16 protein-coding genes are annotated in these 21,894 nt (G+C 61.2%); 11 read left to right on the top strand and 5 right to left on the bottom strand.

Annotation, left to right across the window (positions count from 1 at the left end; genetic code table 11):
* The 5 genes from HRU71_02215 (at position 1) to HRU71_02195 (ending at position 6,417) form a co-directional block, all read left to right on the top strand.
* Positions 1–435 carry a hypothetical protein gene (locus HRU71_02215; GenBank protein ID QOJ02365.1) on the top strand — a complete coding sequence of 145 codons (435 nt, stop codon included), beginning with the start codon at positions 1–3 and terminating at the stop codon, positions 433–435.
* A 23-nt stretch (positions 436–458) separates the two neighbouring features.
* Positions 459–797 (top strand): STAS domain-containing protein, encoded by a 339-nt coding sequence (locus tag HRU71_02210; GenBank protein QOJ02364.1) that lies wholly within the window; start codon positions 459–461, stop codon positions 795–797.
* Between the two features lie 702 nt (positions 798–1,499).
* Positions 1,500–3,287, top strand: coding sequence for a hypothetical protein (locus tag HRU71_02205; protein QOJ02363.1), 1,788 nt, complete (start codon positions 1,500–1,502; stop codon positions 3,285–3,287).
* A 45-nt stretch (positions 3,288–3,332) separates the two neighbouring features.
* Positions 3,333–5,597, top strand: a complete 2,265-nt coding sequence (locus HRU71_02200) for a hypothetical protein (GenBank protein QOJ02362.1) — start codon at positions 3,333–3,335, stop codon at positions 5,595–5,597.
* Positions 5,598–5,856: 259 nt separating this feature from the next.
* Positions 5,857–6,417: a hypothetical protein gene (locus HRU71_02195; protein QOJ02361.1), complete on the top strand. Its 561-nt coding sequence runs from the start codon at positions 5,857–5,859 to the stop codon at positions 6,415–6,417.
* 16 nt (positions 6,418–6,433) lie between these two features.
* On the opposite strand, the gene HRU71_02190 is transcribed toward HRU71_02195, so the two are convergent.
* Positions 6,434–7,222 (bottom strand): alpha/beta fold hydrolase, encoded by a 789-nt coding sequence (locus HRU71_02190; protein ID QOJ02360.1) that lies wholly within the window; start codon positions 7,220–7,222, stop codon positions 6,434–6,436.
* Between the two features lie 206 nt (positions 7,223–7,428).
* On the opposite strand from HRU71_02190, the gene HRU71_02185 reads away from it, so the two are divergent.
* Positions 7,429–11,994: a S8 family serine peptidase gene (locus HRU71_02185; protein QOJ02359.1), complete on the top strand. Its 4,566-nt coding sequence runs from the start codon at positions 7,429–7,431 to the stop codon at positions 11,992–11,994.
* Positions 11,995–12,096: 102 nt separating this feature from the next.
* Here HRU71_02185 and HRU71_02180 read toward each other — a convergent pair whose 3' ends face one another.
* The gene (locus HRU71_02180; GenBank protein QOJ02358.1) at positions 12,097–13,017 is read right to left on the bottom strand and encodes a hypothetical protein; all 921 of its coding nucleotides are present in this window, start codon (positions 13,015–13,017) and stop codon (positions 12,097–12,099) included.
* Positions 13,018–13,331: 314 nt separating this feature from the next.
* Positions 13,332–14,639 carry a peptidyl-prolyl cis-trans isomerase gene (locus HRU71_02175; GenBank protein QOJ02357.1) on the bottom strand — a complete coding sequence of 436 codons (1,308 nt, stop codon included), beginning with the start codon at positions 14,637–14,639 and terminating at the stop codon, positions 13,332–13,334.
* A gap of 130 nt (positions 14,640–14,769) precedes the next feature.
* Here HRU71_02175 and HRU71_02170 point away from each other — a divergent pair, with 130 nt between their 5' ends.
* Positions 14,770–15,726 (top strand): glycosyltransferase, encoded by a 957-nt coding sequence (locus tag HRU71_02170; GenBank protein ID QOJ02356.1) that lies wholly within the window; start codon positions 14,770–14,772, stop codon positions 15,724–15,726.
* A 9-nt stretch (positions 15,727–15,735) separates the two neighbouring features.
* Here HRU71_02170 and HRU71_02165 read toward each other — a convergent pair whose 3' ends face one another.
* Positions 15,736–16,764 carry an inorganic phosphate transporter gene (locus HRU71_02165; GenBank protein ID QOJ02355.1) on the bottom strand — a complete coding sequence of 343 codons (1,029 nt, stop codon included), beginning with the start codon at positions 16,762–16,764 and terminating at the stop codon, positions 15,736–15,738.
* 13 nt (positions 16,765–16,777) lie between these two features.
* Positions 16,778–17,401 (bottom strand): DUF47 family protein, encoded by a 624-nt coding sequence (locus tag HRU71_02160; protein QOJ02354.1) that lies wholly within the window; start codon positions 17,399–17,401, stop codon positions 16,778–16,780.
* Between the two features lie 465 nt (positions 17,402–17,866).
* Between HRU71_02160 and HRU71_02155 the strand changes: the two genes are divergently transcribed.
* The 4 genes from HRU71_02155 to HRU71_02140 all read left to right on the top strand — a co-directional run bounded on the left by HRU71_02155 (position 17,867) and on the right by HRU71_02140 (position 21,884).
* The gene (locus HRU71_02155; GenBank protein QOJ02353.1) at positions 17,867–18,577 is read left to right on the top strand and encodes a response regulator transcription factor; all 711 of its coding nucleotides are present in this window, start codon (positions 17,867–17,869) and stop codon (positions 18,575–18,577) included.
* 90 nt (positions 18,578–18,667) lie between these two features.
* Positions 18,668–20,458, top strand: a complete 1,791-nt coding sequence (locus tag HRU71_02150; protein ID QOJ02352.1) for a HAMP domain-containing protein — start codon at positions 18,668–18,670, stop codon at positions 20,456–20,458.
* 68 nt (positions 20,459–20,526) lie between these two features.
* Entirely contained in the window at positions 20,527–21,045 is a 519-nt protein-coding gene (locus tag HRU71_02145) for a MogA/MoaB family molybdenum cofactor biosynthesis protein (protein QOJ02351.1), read from the top strand.
* On the top strand, positions 21,042–21,884 hold the full coding sequence (locus HRU71_02140; protein ID QOJ02350.1) for a rhomboid family intramembrane serine protease: 843 nt from the start codon (positions 21,042–21,044) through the stop codon (positions 21,882–21,884). The genes HRU71_02145 and HRU71_02140 overlap by 4 nt, the downstream gene beginning before the upstream one ends.
* The last annotated feature ends 10 nt before the right edge of the window (positions 21,885–21,894 follow it).

Genomic DNA, 21,894 nt, shown 5'->3' with positions numbered 1-21,894 from the left:
ATGCAGCGCCGGACGATCAGCCGCCGCACGCCGCAATGGAGTTGGTCTCGCATCGCGTGGATTTCCCTCGCGGTGTGGTGCGGCGGCGCATGCAGCGAGAACGAACTACGCGATCCCGGTGAGCGCGAGACAAATCGCACGATGCGCCGTTCATCAGGTGAATACGCCAGGGGCCACAAAGACGGCAAGCGCGACGCCGAGAACGCGCTCTTCGACGACAGCGGCGGCTGGCTTTGGCTGTGGATGATGGACCCGGAATACAAATCGGGGTACGATCAGGGCTGGAAGGACGGTCGCAACATCGTGCGGTACCGCTCCCAACAGGAACGGGAGTCCGCGCGGCGCGATTCGAGGCCGAAGGACACGACCGCCGGTCCGAAGCCCACCCCGCCCACGGTGGAAACCGCCGAACCGAAATCCGGCGGCGGTGGATAGCGAGCAAAGGAATTCGTGCGATCATGCAGATCGACGTGCAACATCATGGAGCGATTCCCGTCGTGCGGGCGTTCGGCGACCTGACCGGCGGCAACAAGTCGCTGCTCGTGGACGAGGTGGTGAAGCTGCTCGACCAGGGCAAGATGCGGCTGGTGCTCGATCTGTCGCATGTGGCTTTCATCGGTTCGCTGGGCATTGGGGATCTGGTGCGCGTCGTGACGCAGGCCAATTCGATGGGGGGAAAGGTAATTCTTGCGGCGCTGTCGCCGTTTGTGGACGGTGTGCTGAAGACGACGAAGCTCGACCGCTTCTTCGACGTGTCGCCCTCGGTGGATGAGGCGCTGGGGCGGATCAGCAATTAGGGGGCCGCGATCCGTGGTTAATGGTCGGTTTTTGCATGCTTGGATTGGTCGTTTTTCGATTGATTGAGCGGTCGGGCGATCTCTGTCTTTCTTCCTTCGTCGCACGCTGCATGAGGTATTCCGGGAAATCTAATTGATTCGTTTAGCTGGTGGAACAATTCACCGGAACCACGCCATGTCCCGGATCATCTGAATCATTGGACATCCGGACATCCGATCGCAACCTCACCGGCACAAAGGGCTGCCGGCCGGAGGTTCCGCGCCATGCGTCGCATGCTTTGGCGCATGCACGACGAATTGAAGCTGCCCGTCCATTGCCTGCTCGAACAAGGTGGAAGTTGAGAGTCTGATGGCCAGGAGTATTTCGTTCGTGTCGGAAACCCATGTGCCGCAGAAGCTGAAAAAGCAGGGTGCGTGGTTGGATCAGGGGCGTGATGCAAGTCGATTGTCTCGCGATTGAGACAGCTTAGATCGGGACGAAGCAGACTCATTTTTTTGTCAAAATTTCTTGCACGTGTGCGGGGTGCTTGGTTACACTGCGGGCATGGGCATGGGCCGGCTGGAAGGACCTCGGGCCGGTCGCTCGCGGACGGCCGGACGTCACCTTTGGGGGCAAAGGAGAAGCCGAATGACTCATAACGGGCAATTTAGACAACCGTGCACACACACACACACACACACATTCTCTTTCTCTTAATTGCAATGCTGCTTTCAACGTCAACCAGGCTGGACGCGGGGACAATTACCTGCCCCGAGCTTGACGAGAATCCGAATCTCGCGTTTACAGGCGCGACGGGGTACGGCCGGTATGCGTTTTCATACTACCCCGTAAACTTGCCGACCTATACCGTGACATCGCTAGCCGACTACGATCCAGCGCTGTATTACCCGTCGACCGAAACGCCTGTTCCATCAACTCTGCATGGGACGCTTCGCTACATTCTGACATTTGAAATCGGCTGTCTCCAGCACGATCCCGAGGATCAAGGCGATTGTTTCAATGGCGAACAGCCGTTGCCCACGGGAGGTTTCATTGAGTTTGATGTGACGGGCGAGATCAATCTGGTCACCCAGCTCGATTTGCGCGGTCATTATGTCAAGATCGACGGCAGCACCGCGCCGTACAGCCAGAACTATCCGCAGGGCGGCATCACCATCACGGGAAACCAGTTCACGGTGAAGGACAGCAGTCACGTTATTCTGCGGTATCTGCGATTTCGATCCGGCGTGAACACGCACGGCAAGTTCCATTGTGCTCGCTCGCTGGCCATCGGCGGCGAGTATCGTGTGACGCACAACGTCATCGTCGATCATTGTTCGATCGGTGCGTCACAGGATGACAACCTCGCGATTTACGGCTCGGTCTGCCACCTGACGGTGCAGCATTGCATCATCGGGGGCGGTGTGTATGAGAACTGCAAGGCCGGCATCGGCAGCGGCGGCGTGGGGGCCTTCGCCGCGGACGAGGGGATCACCTTCTGCCACAACCTGATTGCCGGTACGTTCATGCGGCAGATGTTGTTCAGCGGACCGGAACGCGTTGATTTCTATAACAACGTCGTCGGCAACGCCGTTTACATGACCGAAATGGCGTCGGGGAACGGTTCGCAGGCTCCGCGCATCAACATCCTTCACAACTGGTACCGCTCCTCCAAGGAATGGCCCAGCGGCTGGGGCGATGGGACCACGCGGTTTGGCGATCCGGTACGTGCCGCGACGACGACGGACTATTGCCCTGCACCGTGTGGCAATGTGTACGTCCCCTCCAACGACGAGAAATTCCATCTCGCGGGCAATCGCTACGAGCGCTGGGACGCCTACGATCAGACGCCGCATTGGGAAGAGCCGTACAGCGTCAACAACCAGTGGGACCTGACTTGGAAAGTTGTGCGCAACGGCTCGTTCACCACGAATCTTGAAAGCTCGCTCGAAAAGGAATCCGCCTGGTCAATGTGGACGAGCGATGATCACGTAAGCGACGACGTACGAATGGAAGAGCATGTGTTTGCTGCCGTAAAGGCTTCGGCAGGTTGCCGGTTACCACTTGCGACACCTACACTTGATATGCTTGACGACGAAGTGAAAAACTCAATTGATTCGGGTCTATGGCCGTGGGATTTCGGCCCACTACACAACCTGAAGCCCGGCCTTGCCACCGACCCCGAGCCGGCGCACAGCGGCAATCCCGATGTAGAACTTGTCGTGACAACCCTTAAATGGAAGCAAACCGACGAGACGGAGTTCTTCAAGGTCTATCTGAAAGTTGGAACCATCACCCAGGACGTCCCGGCGCTGGTCGGCGACGTGGCCGGCGTGGGCCAGGGGAATTTCGCGATCTTTGAAATCCCATCGCAGTTCCTCCAGGAAGGCCATTTGATCCCCGGTGAGTTCTACACGTGGCGAATTGACTCGTACAACGGCTGCGCCTACGACCCCAGCGTCGGCCCCACAACCGGAACTACGTGGGTATTCCGGGCCAAAACAGAGTGATTTCCAAAACAGGCAAGGAGTCATGCAATGCGAGCTCGTTCGATTGTGTGGGCCCTCGCGCTTGCGCTTATGTGGAATTGCAAAGCTGCTGCCCAGTGCACCTTTGATTGGCAAGGCGGGAATGAACTGCCAGGACTGGAGGGCAGTTCCGGGCGAGTTGTTTCGCTCATGACTTGGGACCCGGATGATGCAGGTCCCGTCCCGCCAAAATTGTTCCTAGCTGGAAACTTCACCGTTGTCGGAAACAAGGTATCCAACAATATAGGAGCATGGTGTAGTAATGGCTGGTACTCTTTCTCGGGTGGATTGGGTGGCAATTCGGGCTCGGGCCAAGTTAATTGCACGGCTGTGTATAAAGGACAACTCATAGCCGGTGGAAATTTTCAGCCGGGCGGCGGTATTCAACGAATCGCGTTTTGGGACGGCTCACAATGGCTTCCGCTAGGCAATGGATTCAATAATCAAGTCCGTGTCCTAGCGTTGTTCAATGGAGAACTTATAGCTGGCGGTGATTTCACCGCCACATGGGACGAAGTAACATCGCTCAATCGCATCGCACGCTGGAACGGCACCGCTTGGCAATCCCTTGGATCGGGATTAGGCAATCGAGTCTTGAGTCTCTTGGTTATGAACGGTGAGTTGTTCGTTGGAGGCGACTTTACCACCGCTGGAGGTGTGTCCGCATCGCGGATTGCACGTTGGAATGGCACATCCTGGTCGGCCCTGGGCAGCGGCTTAAACACGACGCCGCGAGCACTGGTTGAGTACGACGGCTCGTTAGTCGCCGGCGGAAGCATGACATTGGCAGGCGGCGTTCCAGTGGGAAATATTGCAAAATGGGACGGCGCGGCTTGGTCTTCGATAGGCAGCGGCACGTCTCATATGATCAACGCGCTTACCGTGTTCGAGAACAAGCTGATTGCCGCCGGCTCCACACCTTCACCGGGAATCTCCGCCTGGGACGGGGCAGCGTGGAGTTTACTGCCCAACGGTGTCTTCGGTGGATCTTTCGGTTCAGCATCGTTTTCAGCACTTGCTGTATTCGAGGGTCGCCTGGTTCTTGGCGGCCGGTTTCAGATTCCGGGCGTCAACGTGGCCACGTTTGACTTCGAATCCGGCGCATGGCAGCGGCTGGGTCGAGGCATGAACGACTTTGTGCAGACCGCAGGTGTCCATGAAAACGACCTCTACATGGGTGGTGCGTTCTTGAGCGCCGGGGATATCGATGCGAATCGGATTGTCCGTTTCGACGGGCAGAACTTTCACACCTTGGGCAGCGGGCTGTCCGGCATTCCGTTTTCGATCGCGTCGTTTGATGGCGATGTGTACGTTGGTGGGTACTTCTCGACGGCGGGTGGTTTGACCGTCAACGGGATCGCCCGATGGAACGCGAAGCAGGGTTGGCGGGATGTCGGCGGCGGATTGAGTGATCCGCCACCCGGGAACGGCGCGCCGCCCAGCGCCTTCGCCCTGTGCGTGCATCAGGGGAGCCTGTACGCCGGCGGCAACTTCACCAAGGCCGGCGGCGTGCCTGCGAACTTCATCGCCCGCTGGGATGGTAGAGAATGGCACCCAGTCGGCAGCGGCTTCGACCAGGCGAGCGTGGTCTGCATGACCGTTCACGATGGGAAGCTGGTCGCCGGCGGATTCTTCACGACGGCCGGCGGTGTGGCGGTGAATCGGATCGCTCGCCTGGATGGCGCGACCTGGGAGCCAATCGGCGCCGGGATGAATGACGGCGTTGTGGCACTTTGTTCGCATCAGGGGCAATTGTTCGCCGGAGGCGGCTTTTCAACGGCTGGAGGTCTTCGCAGCATCGGTCTCGCGCGGTGGAATGGATCAACGTGGATCGATCTGAACGCCGGCAACCCGGTGACTGTTTGGTCGCTGGCCAGTTACAACGGCGATCTCATCGCCGGTGGATACTTTCTTGATAATCCTGGTCTGCCCACAGGTTTTAATTTCATCGCGCGATGGCGCGACGGCGTGTGGAGTCCGCTTGGAGAGGGGGTCGATTACAACAAGGTCAATGCCCTGACCAATTTTCGGAATGAGCTCATTGCGGGCGGGCAGTTTATCAAGGCGGGCGGGAAGGTGTCGGGCTTCTGGGCGCGGTGGCGGCCCGAATGCCCGCGCGGGGACATGGACTGCGATCAGGCGGTCAGCGCGGCCGATATCGCGACGTTTGTCAGTGTGTTGCTCGCCCCGGCCGCTGCGACCGACTGCCAGCGTTACCTCGCCGACCTGACCGCCGACGGCGACGTGAACGGGGCCGACGTATCCGCCTTCGTTGCGGCGCTGAAGATGTGACGCCGCGGATCGAACTCGACACGGCAGGACGGCTCGAATGGATTCCGCAGCATGTCGAAGAGCCGCTGTGGCGGAACTGCAGCGGTTCGGACCGGCGCGAACCCATTTCTTCACCCTTGACAATTCTTCGCAACGTTAAGGTCGGGTATGCGCGGCTTGGTCAATCCGGCGCGGTTTGAGTTTCGCTAAACATCCCCGACAATCCCCATCTCCGCGACCGGCCGAGCCGGCCCGCGAAGTCCTTGGATGGGAGGCGCACATGGCGACAAACCGCAAACCGCAACTCGGCGTCGGCGACGAGGCCGTGAAGAAGGCCACCGGCAAGACGTGGGACCAGTGGATCGCCGCGCTGGACAAGGCCGGCTGTCGGAAGATGGACCACAAGCAGATCGTGGCTGTGTTGCACAGCAAGCACAAGGTCGGTCCGTGGTGGGGGCAGATGGTCACGGTGGGGTACGAACAGGCGAGGGGCCTGCGGGCCAAGCACCAGAAGCCGGGCGGGTTCTCGGTGAGCGCGAGTCGCACGCTGGCGGTGCCGGTGGGACGCGTGTTCGACGCGTTCCACGACGCCAGGGCGCGGGCGCGCTGGCTGGGCAAGGCGCGGCTCACGGTTCGCAAGGCGACGAAGAACAAGTCGATGCGAATCGTGTGGGACGCCGACGACACACGGGTGGATGTGAACTTCTACGCGAAGGGCGCGGCCAAGAGCATGGTCGCCGTGGAGCACGACAAGCTGCCCGACGCGAAGACGGCCGCGAAGATGAAGGCGTTCTGGGGCAAGGCACTCGATGCGATGAAAGCACACCTCGCGGTGGATTGAAAAGACGCGGAAAGTGTCAAATCAGTGGCAGCGAATCGACGAAACCGGCCAGCGCCTGGTTGAAGGCTTCGGGCTGCTCGACCGGCGGCATGTGGCCGGCGCGGGGAATCAGGACAAATTGTGATCCGGGCGTGGCGAGGTGCAGGTCGCGCATCATGTCCGGCGGGGTCAATTCGTCGAATTCGCCGCAGACGTACAGCGTGGGGCAGTTGATCGTCGCCAGCGTCGCCGTGGAGTCGGGACGATGCGCCAAAGCGCGCGCCGCCGCCGCCACTCCTTCGGGCGGGTTGGCGGACATGATCGCGTGCCATCTGTCGCGAATCGCCTGCGGCGTGGAGGGCGCGAAAAGTTTCGGCACCATCGCATCGGCCGCGACGTGGCTTCCCTCCGCAAGCACCTTTCGCGCCAATTCTTCCCGTCGCGCAGCCGCGTCAGGGGGGTCGGCGATCGCGCGCGTGTCGCACAGAACCAGGGCGCGAACGCGCGGCCGATACCGCCGGAAGAACTCGAACCCGATCATGCCGCCCATGGACAAGCCGACGAGGACGATCGGTTCCCAGATTCTTACATGATCCAGCAAGGCGGCGAGGTCATCAGCAAAGCTGGCCATTGACACCTGCGAATGGGGCGGCGTACGGCCGTGCCCTCGCAGATCGGGAATCACGGACAGGTATCGTTCCTTGAGCGCCTCCGCGACATGGAGCCACATGTCGCCGGTGAGGGGGAATCCGTGGACAAACAGAATCGGGGGCCCATCACCGAGTGATCGAGCGAAAATAGCGCTGGCAGGCTTGGAAACGCTCATTTGCAGGCAATCTAAGGGCCGCAGGGTCGAAGAACAAGAATGAAGCGCCGGGGGGATGGAGATTTTTATGGGCTGCGGAGGCGATTTCGCTTTTGGAGTCAGGGACAGTTGTGGTACGATGAGGTTTAACGATAACGGGCGGCTTGGTGTTCAAATCGCCCGAGCCTCCAGTGGAGGAGTGGGGTCCTTTTAACAGGGTTTTTCACATGTCAGAACATCGCCGCGCCGGATTGTGGTCGTTTTATATAGTCTTTTGTCTTATTTGTCTCGTCGGCTGGGGCCGGGTCCAGGCGGCGGAGCCGGTGATTCGCTGGCGGACGGGGACGCAGACGCTGCCGCGGCAGAGCGTCGAGCAGGTGAAGGCGAAGCTGCTGGAGCTGGCAGGCGTGTCGGCGACGGAAGGCATGCAGAGCACCGGCGCGGTTAAGGCGGGCGAGGGGTCCGGTCAGGCGGGCGCGGGTTCATCGCAGGCGGGCGCGGCGGCGGCGCAAGCGAACGCGGCGGGTTCGGCGCACGTGATCGTGCAGTTCGAGACCCCGGTGACGCGTGCGATGCGCGAGCAGTTGACGGCCGGGGGCCTGACGTTGCAGAGTTACCTCGGCGACAATGCGTACTTCGCGCACGTGGATGGCTCGAAGCTGAATGCCGAGTTGGCGGCACAGGTACCGGGTTTTTCGCGCGTTGCGCCGATCCATCTCGAAGCCAAGCTGCATCCCGATCTGGCGGCCGGGGAGATCGTGCCGTGGTCGGTCGTGCCGCGGGACGGTGTGGTGAAGCTGAAGGGCGAAGGGGACGAGTCCCCGGCCCTGGGCGATGCCGGCAGGCTGTGGGCGGCGACGGAAGACGACCTGAAGGATCCGTTCGTGGCGGCGTACGTGATCTTCCATCCCGACGTGTCGCTGGAAGACGGCGTGGCGAAGATCCACGAGCTGGATGGCCGCGTGATGTCGTACCTGTACACGATCAACGGCCTGGTGGTGGAGCTGCCGTACGCGAATCTGAAGGTTCTGGGTCTGGAGGATTCGGTGCAGTGGATCGAGCCGCCGCTTCCGCCGATGGGCGAGTTGAACGCGGAGAACCGCGTGCGGACGGGAGCGAACATCGTTCAGGCCGCGCCGTACAACCTGACCGGGGCGGGGGTGAAGGTGATGGTGTATGACGGGGGGAAGATTCGGACGACGCACCAGGACTTCCAGGGTCGGGGGGTGATCGGGGCGAGCGAGCCGGCTTGCAGCACGGTGAGCGACCACGCGACGCACGTGTCCGGGACGATCGGCGGGGCGGGGGTGGCGAACGCGAACAACAAGGGCATGGCACCGGGGGTGGACATCGTCAGCTACGGATTCCAGCAGAGCGCGACGGGCACGACCTGCCCGAGCTTGTCCGCGGGGTTCCTTTACACCGATCCGGGTGACGCGCTGGTGGACTACACCAACGCGTTCAACGTGGCCGGTGCGGTCATCTCGAACAATTCGATCGGCACGAACACCGCGCCCAACGGCTTCAACTGCGCCTGGGAAGGCGACTACGGCGCGATGGACATCCTGATCGACTCGATGGTCCGCGGCAGCCTGGGCCAGCCGATCCGCGTGGTCTGGGCCAACGGCAACGAGCGAAGCAGCGGGCGCTGCGGCACGACGTACCGCACGACGGCCCCGCCGGCCTGCGCCAAGAATCACATTACGGTCGGCGCGCTGAACTCGAACGATGACAGCGTGACGAGCTTCACAAGCTGGGGTCCGGCCGACGACGATCGGATGAAGCCGGACCTGTCGGCGCCGGGGTGCCAGGTCGGCGGGGATGCCGGGGTGACCTCGTGCGGCAGTGCCAGCGACACGGCCTACACGAGCAAGTGCGGCACGTCGATGGCCTCGCCGACGGTCTGCGGTCTGTCGGCCCTGCTGTTGCAGGACTACCGGGCACAGTTCCCGGGGAATCCCGATTTCCGCAACTCGACGCTGAAGATCCTGCTGGCTCATACGGCCGTGGATCTGTTCAATCCGGGTCCGGACTATCAGACGGGTTACGGATCGGTTCGGATTCAGCCGGCGGTGGACTTCATGCGGACGGGGAATTTTTTGGAGAACACGGTCAGCGGGACGGGCGAGACGTTCCAGGCGGTGGTGATCGTCAGTCCGCTGGACACGCAGTTGAAGGTGACGCTGGCGTGGGACGACGTTCCGGGCACGGCGAACACGATCCCCGAGCTGGTGAACGATCTGGACCTGCGGGTGTTCGATGCGAGCAACACGCAGTACTACCCGTGGACCCTGGGCGGCATCGCGAACCCTGCGGCGCCGGCGGTTCGGACGCAGCGCAACAGCGTGGACAATATTGAACAGGTGGTGATTGATGCTCCGGCGCCGGGGGCGTACCGGGTGGAGGTACACGGGTTCAATGTGCCGCAGGGTCCGCAGCCGTTTTCGCTGTGCGCCTCGCCGCTGCTGGTGAACTGCTCGAGCCAGGGGACGATGTCGCTGGATCGGACGAAGTACGCGTGTGCCAGCACGGCGACGCTGCGGGTGGTGGACTGCGATCTGAACACCGACGACGGTTCGGTGCAGACGGTGAATGTGAGCATCGCCTCGACGACCGAACCGGGCGGCGAGACGGTGACGCTGACCGAGACGGCCGCCGAATCGGCGACGTTCGTGGGCAGCATCAACCTCGCGACGAGCGACTCGGCCGGCGTGCTGCACATAGCGAACGGCGATACGGTGACGGCGACCTACGTCGACGCCGACGACGGCAACGGCGGCTTCAACGTCAACGTGACCGCCAACGCGACGGTGGACTGCTCTCCGCCGGTGATCTCGAACGTGCAAGTCATCAACATCGGGGCCCGCACTGCCACGGTTACGTTTACCACCGATGAGGCCGCTCAAGGTGCGGTCCGCTGGGGAACCAGTTGCGGCGCGCTGACGAATACGGTTCCCGGCGCAGGCACGCCGACTTCGCACAGCATCGATCTGACGATGCTGAATCCCAGCAGCACCTATTACTTCGCGGTCGATGCGAGCGATCTGGCAGGAAATGCCGGAAGCGATGATAACGGCGGTTCGTGTTACACGTTTAACACGCCGCAGATACCAAATCTCTTCACGGAGATTTTTGAGTCGGGCGATAATGATCTGGACAATCGGACGATTCTCTTTGTGCCGAACGGCTCGATTGATTTCTACTCGGCCTGTTCGTATCCCAACACAAGTTTCCCGACCGATCCGGCGGGTGGTACGCCCGTTACGTTGTCGGATGACGGAACTATTCAGGTTACGTTGACCGGCGGATCAACCGTGAAGTTGTATGGTGCGTCGTATGGATCGTACTTCCTCAACTCCAACGGCAATCTGACGTTCACGGCATCGGATGGAACCTACACCGAGAGCTTGACGGCGCATTTCAATCGGCCGCGCATCTCGGCGTTGTTCGACGACTTGAACCCGTCGCAGGGCGGGACCATCAGTCACAAGCAACTGGCCGATCGAGCCGTCGTGACGTATCAGAACGTTCCGGAGCACAATGCCGGCGGAGCGAATTCGTTCCAGATTGAGATGTACTTTGACGGACGAATTCAGATCACTTGGCTGGCGATCAGCGCGACGGACGGTCTCGCAGGGCTTTCCGGCAGCACGAGCCTGTCACCGGATTTCTTCGAGGACGATCTCTCGGCCCATGGCGCGTGCGGACCGCGCCCGCCGTCGGCCGCGAATGGCGTTGCCACGACTGCCATGAATACATCTGTCCTCGTCACGTTGCTGGCATCGGACGACGGGTTGCCGGATCCGCCGGCCGCGCTGGATTACATCATCACGTCGCTGCCGACAAACGGAACTTTGTCGGATCCAAACGCCGGGGCGATCGCGGCCGTGCCGTACACCCTCGCGAGTGGCGGGAATATCGTGAACTACCAGCCGATGAGCTGGTTCAACGGGTTGGACAGTCTCCAGTTCCAAGCCAATGACGGCGGTGTTGCGCCTGATGGTGGTGCGTCCAATACGGCGACGGTGACGATCACCGTGGGTGGCCCGCAACCAGTGCATGTCTTCAATTTGGACACCGATCCGGGCTGGATCGGCGATGCCGGGCCGGGCGGCAGCGGGCCAAACGGCAATGGCTGGGCCTGGGGCGTGCCGAACAACAGCGGCGGAAGCTGTGGTACCGGTCGCGCGAATCCGACCAGCGGGTTCACCGGATCGAACGTGTACGGCTACAACCTGATCGGCTGCTACACGAACAACCTGACGCCGACGCGCTGGTTGACGACCACGGCGATTGATTGTTCCAACATCACTCAAGTGCAGCTGCGGTTCAAGCGATGGCTGGGCATCGAATCGGCGACGTTCGACAAGGCTTACATCGAGGTCTCGACGAACGGAACCACCTGGACGCCCGTCTGGACGCACTCGGGCGGGTCCTTCACCGAGCAGGCGTGGACGTCGCAGAGTTACGATGTGCCGGCGGCTGACAATCAGCCGACTGTATACATTCGATGGGGCATGGGCGTGACCGATTCGTCGGTCACGTACCAGGGCTGGAACATCGACGACGTCGAGATCTGGGGCCTGGTTCCCTCACCCTGTCTGGGGACGACGCCTGGCGACGTGAACCAGAATACCCTGGTTGACGGTGGCGACATCGGCGATTTCATCCGTGTGTTGCTCGATCCTCCGAGTGCGACACCGGCCGAACGGTGCGCGGCAGACGTGTCAGCCAATGGGACCGTGGAGTTGGCTGACGTCGATCCGTTCGTGCAGTTGCTCGTCGGTCCGTGACACGGGGCGACTGAACGACTCTTGTCGGTTTCAAACCCCTCCTGCGACTTCGGTCTACGCCGTAGTTGCGGGAGGGGTTTTTTTGTCACTCGCGGTCGCGCGTTATTGCCGAGTCCAACGGACGGCCTCGTCGATCACGTCGACCATGGGCGGTCCTTTTTGTTCTGCCTTGGGGTCGCCGAGGCTGTGATCGCGGCCGGGGAAGCGGCGTACCGTTACGTTCTTTCGGCCGCGGCGGATCAGATCGCTGACGGTGAAATCAAACGACTCGATGGGCACGGAGAGATCCTCGGTTCCGTGAGCAAGGAACAGCTTGGCGCGGCTCGTTGCGAGGCTTTCCACGGGTGGATGAGCGCAGAACGAGGCCCATCGCTTGTAGGCGTGCCCGGCGAAGAACTTATCAATCGCGTCGGGGCGGGCCATGATGTCGCGGTATTCGGTCTCCATCTCGCGCACGGCCGAGTCAATCTCCTCGGCGGAGACGCCGTCCCTGGCCATGGCTTTTCGGCGAAGTGTCACGAGGTCGAAGAATTGGGTCGGCCCTCCGCCGGACATGAAGATGACGTGCGTCACGCGCGGGTCGCGCGCCGCGGCGTGCGCGGCCACGTCCGCCCCCTCGGACATGCCCATCAACACGACGCGATTCGCATCGACGTTGGGCTGCTTCAGAAGCGTGTCAATCAGCAGGCACACGTCGCCTGTTCGACCTTCGTACGTCGCGTGATGCTGGTATTCCTCGGGAGCGTCCTCGGCCGAGCCGAAGTGTTCTTTCGGGAAATACCCGAACTCGATGCCGCGCTTTTCGGCTGTGGTGACGTGAAAATCGTTCCGGAAGCGGTCGGCGATGAAGCCGAACAGACCGTAGACGACTTTTCCGTCACGAACCATGAATTGCGAGTGGGCGCCGGAGCCTTCGACGAAAACGAGGAGGGGCTTCTTGCTCGCGAGGCCGTTGTCAAAATCGCCCAGGTAGATTGACAGGTTGCTACCGTCCGCGCGGCGTGCATCCAATTGCCGGAACATGGGCGGTAATTTGGGATTCCGGGTGAACTCGATGTTCCAGCCCTTCGGGGCCGGTCGCGACGCTGTAGGTTTCTTTTCATCCGCGCTTGCTGAATACACCGAAAAGAAAAGAACCAGAAGCGTTGATGCAGTCAAATGACGCATGATGGAGGCGCTTGCCATAAACCGCTCCCCTGGAACGTGGATCGACGGCTATTTGAACGGGAATCCTCACCGCCGCATGTACCCATAAGACGAATCAGGCGGCATGTTCCTGTCAAAGAAAGCCGACTGGGCGGTCGGACCGAGGCGAACGAGACGGGATTGTGCAGGGTTCAGCGGGCCGGCTTGGGAATCCCCCGCATGACACGCGTGACGAAGTCCTCCAGCGAGCCGATGGTGGCTTTTTCCAGTTCCGCCTGGAGAAACTCGGTGCGCAGGCGAATGAATCGCTCCTGCCGAAGGGTGTCCACGATCTTCGGCTGTGCCTGCTGGAACGTCATTTCTTCGGCGGGATCAATGTGCCCGACGCGAACGATGAAAAAGCTATTGGCCGCGTGAATGATTTCGCTCGTCTCCCCGGGCTGCAATTCGAACAGCCGGCGTGACGGCACTTCCCAATGCCCTTGGAGAGCGGATTCGTTGCCGGCCGGTTTCGTGATCAGGCCCCAGTTGCCGCCGGATTCGGTGTGCAGACCACGTGAATATTTACGGGCTACGTCTTCAAACGGTTCGCCGCGCTGCAAGGCCGCCTGGGCGGCTTCGATCTCGATGCGAGCTTTGGCTTCGGCCTCTTGCTGTTCCTGGCGCGTCGGCCAGCGTCGCGTATCGAGAAAAGCGTTGACCGGGACGTCGATCAGGAACATTTCGCGTCGCTCGGGGCGCGAGAAGTCCGCTCGATGCTGGTTGAAGTACGCCATCAGTTCCTGCTTGCGCGGTGAGTTGATCTGCGGCAGGAGGCGATCGCGCAGGTAGCTGTCGATCAACACGATTTTTCGCAGGCGCTTCCTGACGTCGTCGCGGGATTTGCCGTGTTTGGCGAGGTACTTTTCGTAAAGCGTCTCACGGCCGCCGAACTCGCGATTGATGCGGTCCTTCTCCATCTTGCCCACTGCTTTGTCGACTTGGGGTTCCATTTCCTCGGTGAGATGCGTCTTGGCTCGCCGCCAGATCAGGTGCTGTGCGACGTGTTCGACGATTTGCGCACGCACGAGCTTGGCCGCTTCGTCAAAATAGTTCGACGCCGGGAGGGAGCGCGCCAATTCCTCCAGGCGGTGCTCGATCGGCTCGAGGATGTCGGTGACGCTGATTCGCTCGTCATCGACGACGAGAACATCGGGCAGCACAGCGCCGGGTGGTGGTGCGGGAGCGGCGTTGGCAAACTCGGCGGCCAAGGCGCGGTCGGCTTTTCTTTGTTGAGCGGGCGTGGCATCCGCCGGTAGATCGTGGAGCGAAGAATGTCCAGGAGCCGCTGTATGCGATGAGGTCGCATCGGGATTCGTCGCGTCGATATCGTCCGGGGTGGAATGCGCGGACCGACCGTGAAACCAGTCGTCCGTAGCGACGCGGTTTCCGGCGCGGTCGGTGCAGCTTGTCAGCGCCACGAGGAACAGCAAGACAATCCAGGAACCGGCGAATTTCATCCGTGTGATTGTACCCGCCTGCTCGACGTGGCGCAAAGGCTTGCTGCCCTTAAACTGCCGAGACGTTGCGTGAAGGTTCTTCATGTGAGTTGTCCGCCGTGCACCGCATAACCCCGGGAGACGTTCATTGATGGAGTCAGCCAATCCAGAAAGGCCCGTGAGCGGCAACGCAGTGCGAATCGCCGTTCTGGTGCCGTGTTACAACGAAGCCGCGACGATTGGGAAGGTCGTGTCGGACTTCCGTCGCGAGCTGCCCGAGGCGACCGTTTATGTGTTTGACAACAACAGCACGGACGGCACGGGCGAGCTGGCGCGGAACGCGGGCGCGGTGGTGGTGCAAGAGAAACGACAGGGCAAGGGTTTCGTCGTAGCGGCCATGCTGGAAAAAGTAGACGCGGACTGCTACGTCATGGTCGATGGCGATGACACGTATCCGGCGGAGCGCGTTCGCGACGTGCTCGCGCCGGTGCTGAACGGTCAGGCCGACATGGTCGTCGGCCGGCGCGAGGCGGTGAACGAGGCGGCTGCGTATCGGCGGTTTCATGTTTTCGGTAACTGGCTTGTGCGAACGATGATCAACATGATCTTTCGTGCCAGGCTGACGGACATCTTGAGCGGGTATCGGGCCTTCACGCGTGAGGTGGCGCGGAGCCTGCCGATCATGGCGTATGGTTTTGACATTGAGACGGAAATGACGGTGCAGTGCCTGTATCGCAAGTGGGTCTTGCGCGAAGTGCCGATAGCGTATCGCGAAAGGCCGGAAGGGAGCGTGTCGAAGCTTAGCACGTTCCGCGACGGGTTTCGCGTAATCTTTCGCATTTTGAGTTTGTTTCGCTCTTACAAACCGCTGACGTTTTTCGGTGGAATGGGTCTTGCGCTGATGGCGTTGAGCATGGCATGCGGCGCGTGGGTGTTGTTTGGGGAGGCCGGCGCCGATTCGACGCGACGGACGCTGTTCATCGTGGCGACGTTCACGCTGCTGGCCATGAGCCTGATCGCCGCGAGCATCGGCGTGATCGTGCAGTTAATCAACTTTCGATTTTTGGAATTGGATTCGGTATTGCGGCGGAGCCGTGGCGGGCGCTGATGCCCTGCGTCAGCCGAACAAGCCCGCAACCTTTGCAACTATAAAGTAGACTACTGAAGAAATTAAGGCAGAACAGGGCAGCGTCAAGACCCACGCAGTCACGATCTCCGATCCGACGCTCCAGCGAATGGCCGAGACGCGATGCGTCAGGCCGACGCCGAAGATGGCGCCGGTGATGGTGTGCGTCGTGCTGACTGGGATTCCAAACTGCGAGAGGGCGAGGATGGTCGCGCCGCCGCCGGTCTCTGCGCAGAAACCGCCGATGGGCTGAAGCTTCGTGACGCGGTGGCCGAGTGTTTTCACGACTTTCCATCCGCCCAGATAGGTTCCCATCGCGATGGCAAGATGGCAGGAAAGAATGATCCAAAAAGCCGGCTCACCAGAAGCCGGGTCCCCGGAGTGCGTGGCATACTGGGCGAGGGCCGGCTCGGCGATCATCACGGCCATGATGATGCCCATGGTTTTCTGTGCGTCGTTCAGGCCGTGCGAGAGGCTGTAGATGGCGGCGGAGACAAGCTGAAGGAGTCGGAAAGCACGATCGACGCGGTGTGGATTTCGATAGCGCACGATCCACAGGTTGATGATCATGAGGATCCATGCGATGACCAAGCCGATGATGGGCGACAGAACGATGAAGATCGCGGTTTTGCCGATGACTCCCCACTGGAGCGCGTCAAGACCGCCGCGGCAGATGGCAGCGCCTGCCAGCGAGCCGATGAGGGCATGTGAGACGCTGATGGGCAATCCCTTTTGTGTACAGATAACCGTCCAGGAGATGGCGGCAATGAGCGTCGCGAGGATCATGTCGGGATTGATGATGGACGGCGCGACGAGTCCCTTGCCGATGGTCGCGGCGACGTGAGTCTCGAATCCGAAGGCGGCGATAAAATTAAAAAAAGCGGCCCACAGGACCGCCGCGCGGGGAGAAAGAACGCGCGTCGCGACAATGGTCGCGACGGAATTGGCCGCGTCGTTGAAGCCGTTGCTGAAGTCGAACAGCAGGGCGATGAGGACGATGATGATGACGTAGGTCACCATGCCGCGGAGGATCTCACGTGTTCTTCAGAACAATGGCTTCGATGATGTCCGCGGTGTCTTCGCAACTGTCGATCGCACGCTCGGTGAAATCGTAGATTTCTTTCATCTTGATGACGCGAAGCGGATCGCTGGCGTTCTCAAAAAGCTCCGCGACGGCGGCATGGTTGTTTTCGTCGCCCTCGTTCTCAATCAGATGAATCTCAACGAGCTTCTGTTGCAGGCCGTTGGGCCGCTTCAGGTCGCGCAGCCGATTGACGGCATCCCGAAGGAGCGCGGTTGACTTGACCAGAAGCTGTGACTGCTTGGTGAGCCATTTGTCCGGCGCATCAATCTTGTAGATGGCAAGCCGTTTGGCCGCTGCGTCGATTTCGTCGATCACGTCGTCCATGTTTTTCAGCAGTATGTGGATGTCTTCGCGATCGAACGGCGTGATGAACACCGTGTCCATCCTGGCCAGCGCCTTGTGCACGATTTCATCGTTGTCATGCTCGGCTTGGCGGATGCGCTTGATGTGATCGTCGCGCCGGGGAAAATCCGCCATCAACTCGCAATAAATCACGGCTGCTCGTGCGACAAAATCGGCTGACTGCTCAAACATGTCGAAGAAAACCGTATCGCGAGGAATGATCGAGAACACGGGGATTCTGCTCCTGATCCGCGCCTGCCGAATCGTGCCTGGCTATCTGGGGCTGGGTCGTCTTGACCAGCTGACGGCTGCATCATACCCGGCGCGTCCGGTGTCGCAAGCGTTCAGAGCATTAAGGTCTCATGAGGTGATCATTCGAAGGCATGGTACGAAGGAGTAACAAAGGCTCCTAACGGAGGTTGCGCATTGTGAAGCCCTCATTCACTGATTATTAAGAAACAATTAACACGCGTCCGCAAAAACCGCTTTGTGCCGTGGGTGGAGTGCGGTTGGATCGCACCAGCGATTGTTTTTGCAGCGCGAATTAACAAAGCTTTCACAGCGAACGTCGGTGCAGGAGTTGCTTCGGCGGGTTTATAATGCTGGTCTTGGCGGCGTACCGGTGAACAACGGCAGCCGGTGCTGGGCAACGATTCAGGGTGCACACGGAGGTCGGGGGAGCGGCGGAGCGAACACATGACGCAATCACGAGTATTGGTTGTCGATGACGAGCGCGATCTGGTCGAACTGATTTGCTTCAACCTGAAGCGGAACCAACTGGTTCCCATGAGTTGCCACGATGGCAACACGGCGCTGGAGCTGGCTCGTCGTGAGAAACCGGACCTTATCGTTCTGGACCTGATGCTTCCGCAACGCAATGGGCGCGAGGTGGCCTCGCTGCTTCGCGCGGATTCCGCGACGAGGCACATTCCGATCATCATGCTAACGGCGCTGACGGCGGAGCATGACATCGTGACCGGGCTTCAAATCGGCGCTGACGATTACGTGACGAAGCCGTTCAGCATGGAAGTGTTGATGGCGCGGGTGGCGGCGGTTCTGCGGCGGCGGGCGGGCGTGACCGAGAACGAGACGGTGTTGCGCGCCGGCGCGGTGACGCTGGATCGGGCTCGTCATGTCGTCGAAGTCGAGGGTCAGCCGATCGCGGTGACGCTAACCGAGTTTCGCCTGCTCGAGGCGCTGATCGCGGCGCGGGCGCGGGTCTTGTCGCGCGATCAACTCATGGCCAAGGTCATGGGCCCGGACATCGCGGTTACGGATCGGACGATCGACGTTCACATCACGTCATTGCGTCGTAAACTCGGTTCCTGCCGCGATCTGGTGGAAACGGTGCGGGGCGTCGGCTATCGGTTCGCCGACGTCTGGCAAGGCGAGCCGGTTGAATGTTGAACCGGCTCGAAGCGAGGGCGCATTTCAGGCGAATTCACGAATTGGCTGATCCACGTGATCGCCGCGGCCTGATCGCGTAGAATTCTTATTGTGCCGCGAAACTCCGAGATGCACTGGCAGGGGCGATTCTTCAAGCGCGTTTTCTTGCGCCTGGGGGCCCTCCTGTGCCTGGGCATGCTGCTGGTTTGCGCGGTGACCTGGCAGATCATGCACCGCTGGCTGGCCGGCTACACGCAGGACCAGATCATCAAGCAGGCGCACCTTGCGAAGTTGACGATTGACCGGCAATGGCCGCTCGACGAACCCGCGTTGCAGCGCGAATGCGACCACATGCACGAGCTTACGGGGCTTCGTCTCACCGTGATGGCGCCGGATGGTCGCGTGCTGGCGGATTCGAACGCGAATCCGTCGGAGATGGAGAATCACGCGAAGCGGCCGGAGATGGCTGCGGCGCTGGCGGGCCGCATGGGTCAGGACCTTCGCCGGAGCAGTTCGGTTGGAGAGAATTTTGTCTATATCGCGGTGCCGTTAATCGAAAGCGGTCGGCTGGCGGCCGTCGTTCGCGTGGCGGCGCCGGCGGCGGACATCAAGCGGCGCGAAGAAGCCTTGATTAAGTGGATCACGATCGGTCTGGCAATCGCCATTCCACTGGCACTGCTTGGGGCGTGGGTGTTGTCGAAGGCGTTGGCGCAGCCGGTGCAACGGGTGAGCATCCTGGCGCGGCGGTTGTCGACCGGTGATTTGCAGGAACGGGTGGAGGTAGGCGGGGACGACGAGATCTGGCAGGTGGCCGAGTCGTTGGAGACCATGCGGGAGAATCTGCTCGCGCGGGTGCATGAAGTTCAGCAGCAGCGGAAGGACCTGGAGGTCACGGTCAGTCACCTGGAGGAGGGGATCATCACCGTCGATCGTGCAGGGCTGGTCCTGACGGCCAACGATGCGGCGCGAAGATTGCTCGCGGTGGATTCCCCACTGGTGGGCCGCCTACTGACGGAGCAGGTTACCGATGAGGCCTTGCAGCAGATGTGGAACGAGGCCCAGGCGGCCGGTCGCAATGAACTGCACCGAGAACTGAAGCGAAGCAAAGTGAGGGGCGCAGCGCAATTAAGCGTCACGATCATTCGGGTGACCGAGCCATCGACGCCGATCGCGTGGCTGATATGCATTCGCGACATCACGGCGTTGGCGCAATCGGCGGCGATGAAGACGGAGTTTGTGGCGAACGCGTCGCACGAGTTGCGCACGCCAGTGGCCAGCATTCGCGCGGCCGTGGAGACGCTCAATGCCGACGGGCTGGACCGCGAGATGACGCAGCGGTTCATGTCCGTGATCGCGCGCAACGTCGAGCGGCTCCAGAATCTCACCGAAGACCTGATGGATCTGAACCGCGTCGAGTCCGAGTCGCCCGACCTCTCCGTTCGGCGGTTTAGGCCAGACGAAGTCTTCGCGTCGGTTCGCTCGGTGTTTGCCGAGGCATTGCGTCAGAAGAGCGTGCGGCTTGAGATTGTCAACGAGGTCGAAGCGCTGGAGACCGACCCGCGCTGGCTCGAGCTGGTGCTGAAGAATCTCGTGGACAACGCCGTCAAGTTCGTCGGGATCGGCGGCCGGATCGAGATTCGATGTCGTCACGAAGGCGGCATGGCCCGGCTGGAGGTTGAAGACAATGGCTGTGGCATTCCTGCCGGCGATCTGGATCGCGTCTTCGAGCGGTTCTATCAGGTCGACAAGTCCCGCCGCGTCGGCATCGGCGGCACCGGTCTGGGGCTTGCCATCGTCAAGCACGCGGTTCACGGCATGGGCGGCGAGGTCTCCATCGCCAGTGAAGAAGGCCGCTTCACGCGCGTCAGCTTCACCGTGCCGGTGGCGGCCGTGGCGGTGTGAACCGGTCAACGCGACAGCGGCTCGTTCAGGGTTTTGCAGGCGATGAGCGCGCGTGCTACGATCCGACCATGTTCAAGGCGGCGGTGGTCACGATTTCGGACAGTCGATCCGCGGGATCAAAGGAAGATCGCAGCGGTCCGGCTGCGGCCGAAGTGATCTCGTCACTCGGCGTCGAGGTCGTTGAGAGGCGATTGACCCCGGATGAGGCGGAGCAAATCGCTGATTGCATCCGATCCCTGATCGGCCGGGTCAATCTGATCGTTACGACCGGTGGGACGGGGATCGGCCCGCGCGACGTGACGCCTGAAGCCATAGGTCCGCTGTTGGATCGGGAGTTGCCTGGTTTTGGCGAGATCATGCGTACGGGGGGGTACGCCAAGACGCCCATGTTTGATCGCACACCGCTGTCGATCCTGTCGCGCGGGGGGGCCGGGGTGATTGGTCAGACACTTGTAGTCATGCTCCCGGGCAGCGTCAGCGGCGTGCGCATGGGACTGGAGCTGGTCGGGCCGGCCATCCGCCATGCGCTGGGGGTTCTCACCCGTACGGTCACGGACTGTTCCGCGCCTGCGCAGGGCCATGAATGATCCCGATTCGAGATGACAATCCGACCGCGGGCACGCCGGTGATGACGATTGCCCTGATCGTCATCAACGTGCTCGTGTTCTTCGTCGAGCTGGGTCAAGGGCAGCGGATGCAGGAGTTCATCTGGAAATACGGCTATGTTCCGGCGGAACTGACGGAATCGCGCACGGATTTGCGACGCGCGATGATCGAGGACGCGCCGCTCCAGCCTGCAACAGATCAATTCGGCCATCGCCTGGTCGATCCGTTCGGTCGGCCGCTGGCGCGGCGTGTGCCGCTTCCGTTCGACGAGGCGACGGCGCTGCCGGCGTGGATGAATATCTTCACATGTATGTTTTTGCACGGCGGTTGGGGGCACTTGCTGGGCAACATGCTGTATCTGTGGATCTTTGGCAACAATGTTGAGGATCGCCTCGGCCCGCTGTTGTTCCTCGTTTTCTATCTGGCCACAGGCCTCGTCGGTAATTTGGCGCACACGCTATTCGACTCCGGCGTTGTCCCGCTGGTCGGCGCGAGCGGGGCGATCAGCGGCCTGATGGGCGGATACCTGTTGTTGTTCCCCCATGCGCGGGTGCTGGCGCTGGTGCCGGCAGGGTGGTATTGGTTCACCGTCAAGCTTCCGGCGTGGATATTCCTCGGTGTGTACGTTGTGCTTCAAAACGCCTTCCCGGTGCTGGGTGGTTTCGTCAGTTCGGGAGGCAGCACGAGCGCGGTGGCGTACCTGGCGCACCTGGGCGGCTTTGTCGGTGGCATGGCGTTCATTCACCTGTTTCCGCATCGCCCCTTGCTGCACCGTGCCCGGCGCGAAATCAGCGACGAAGACGCCGACCTCGTCATCTGACGAACAGTCG

It is taken from the genome of Planctomycetia bacterium, from assembly GCA_015200345.1.
Lineage (GTDB): Bacteria > Planctomycetota > Phycisphaerae > UBA1845 > UTPLA1 > PLA3.
The sequence above is the reverse complement of the archived record's forward strand: the minus strand, read 5'-3'. Positions and strand labels throughout refer to the sequence as shown.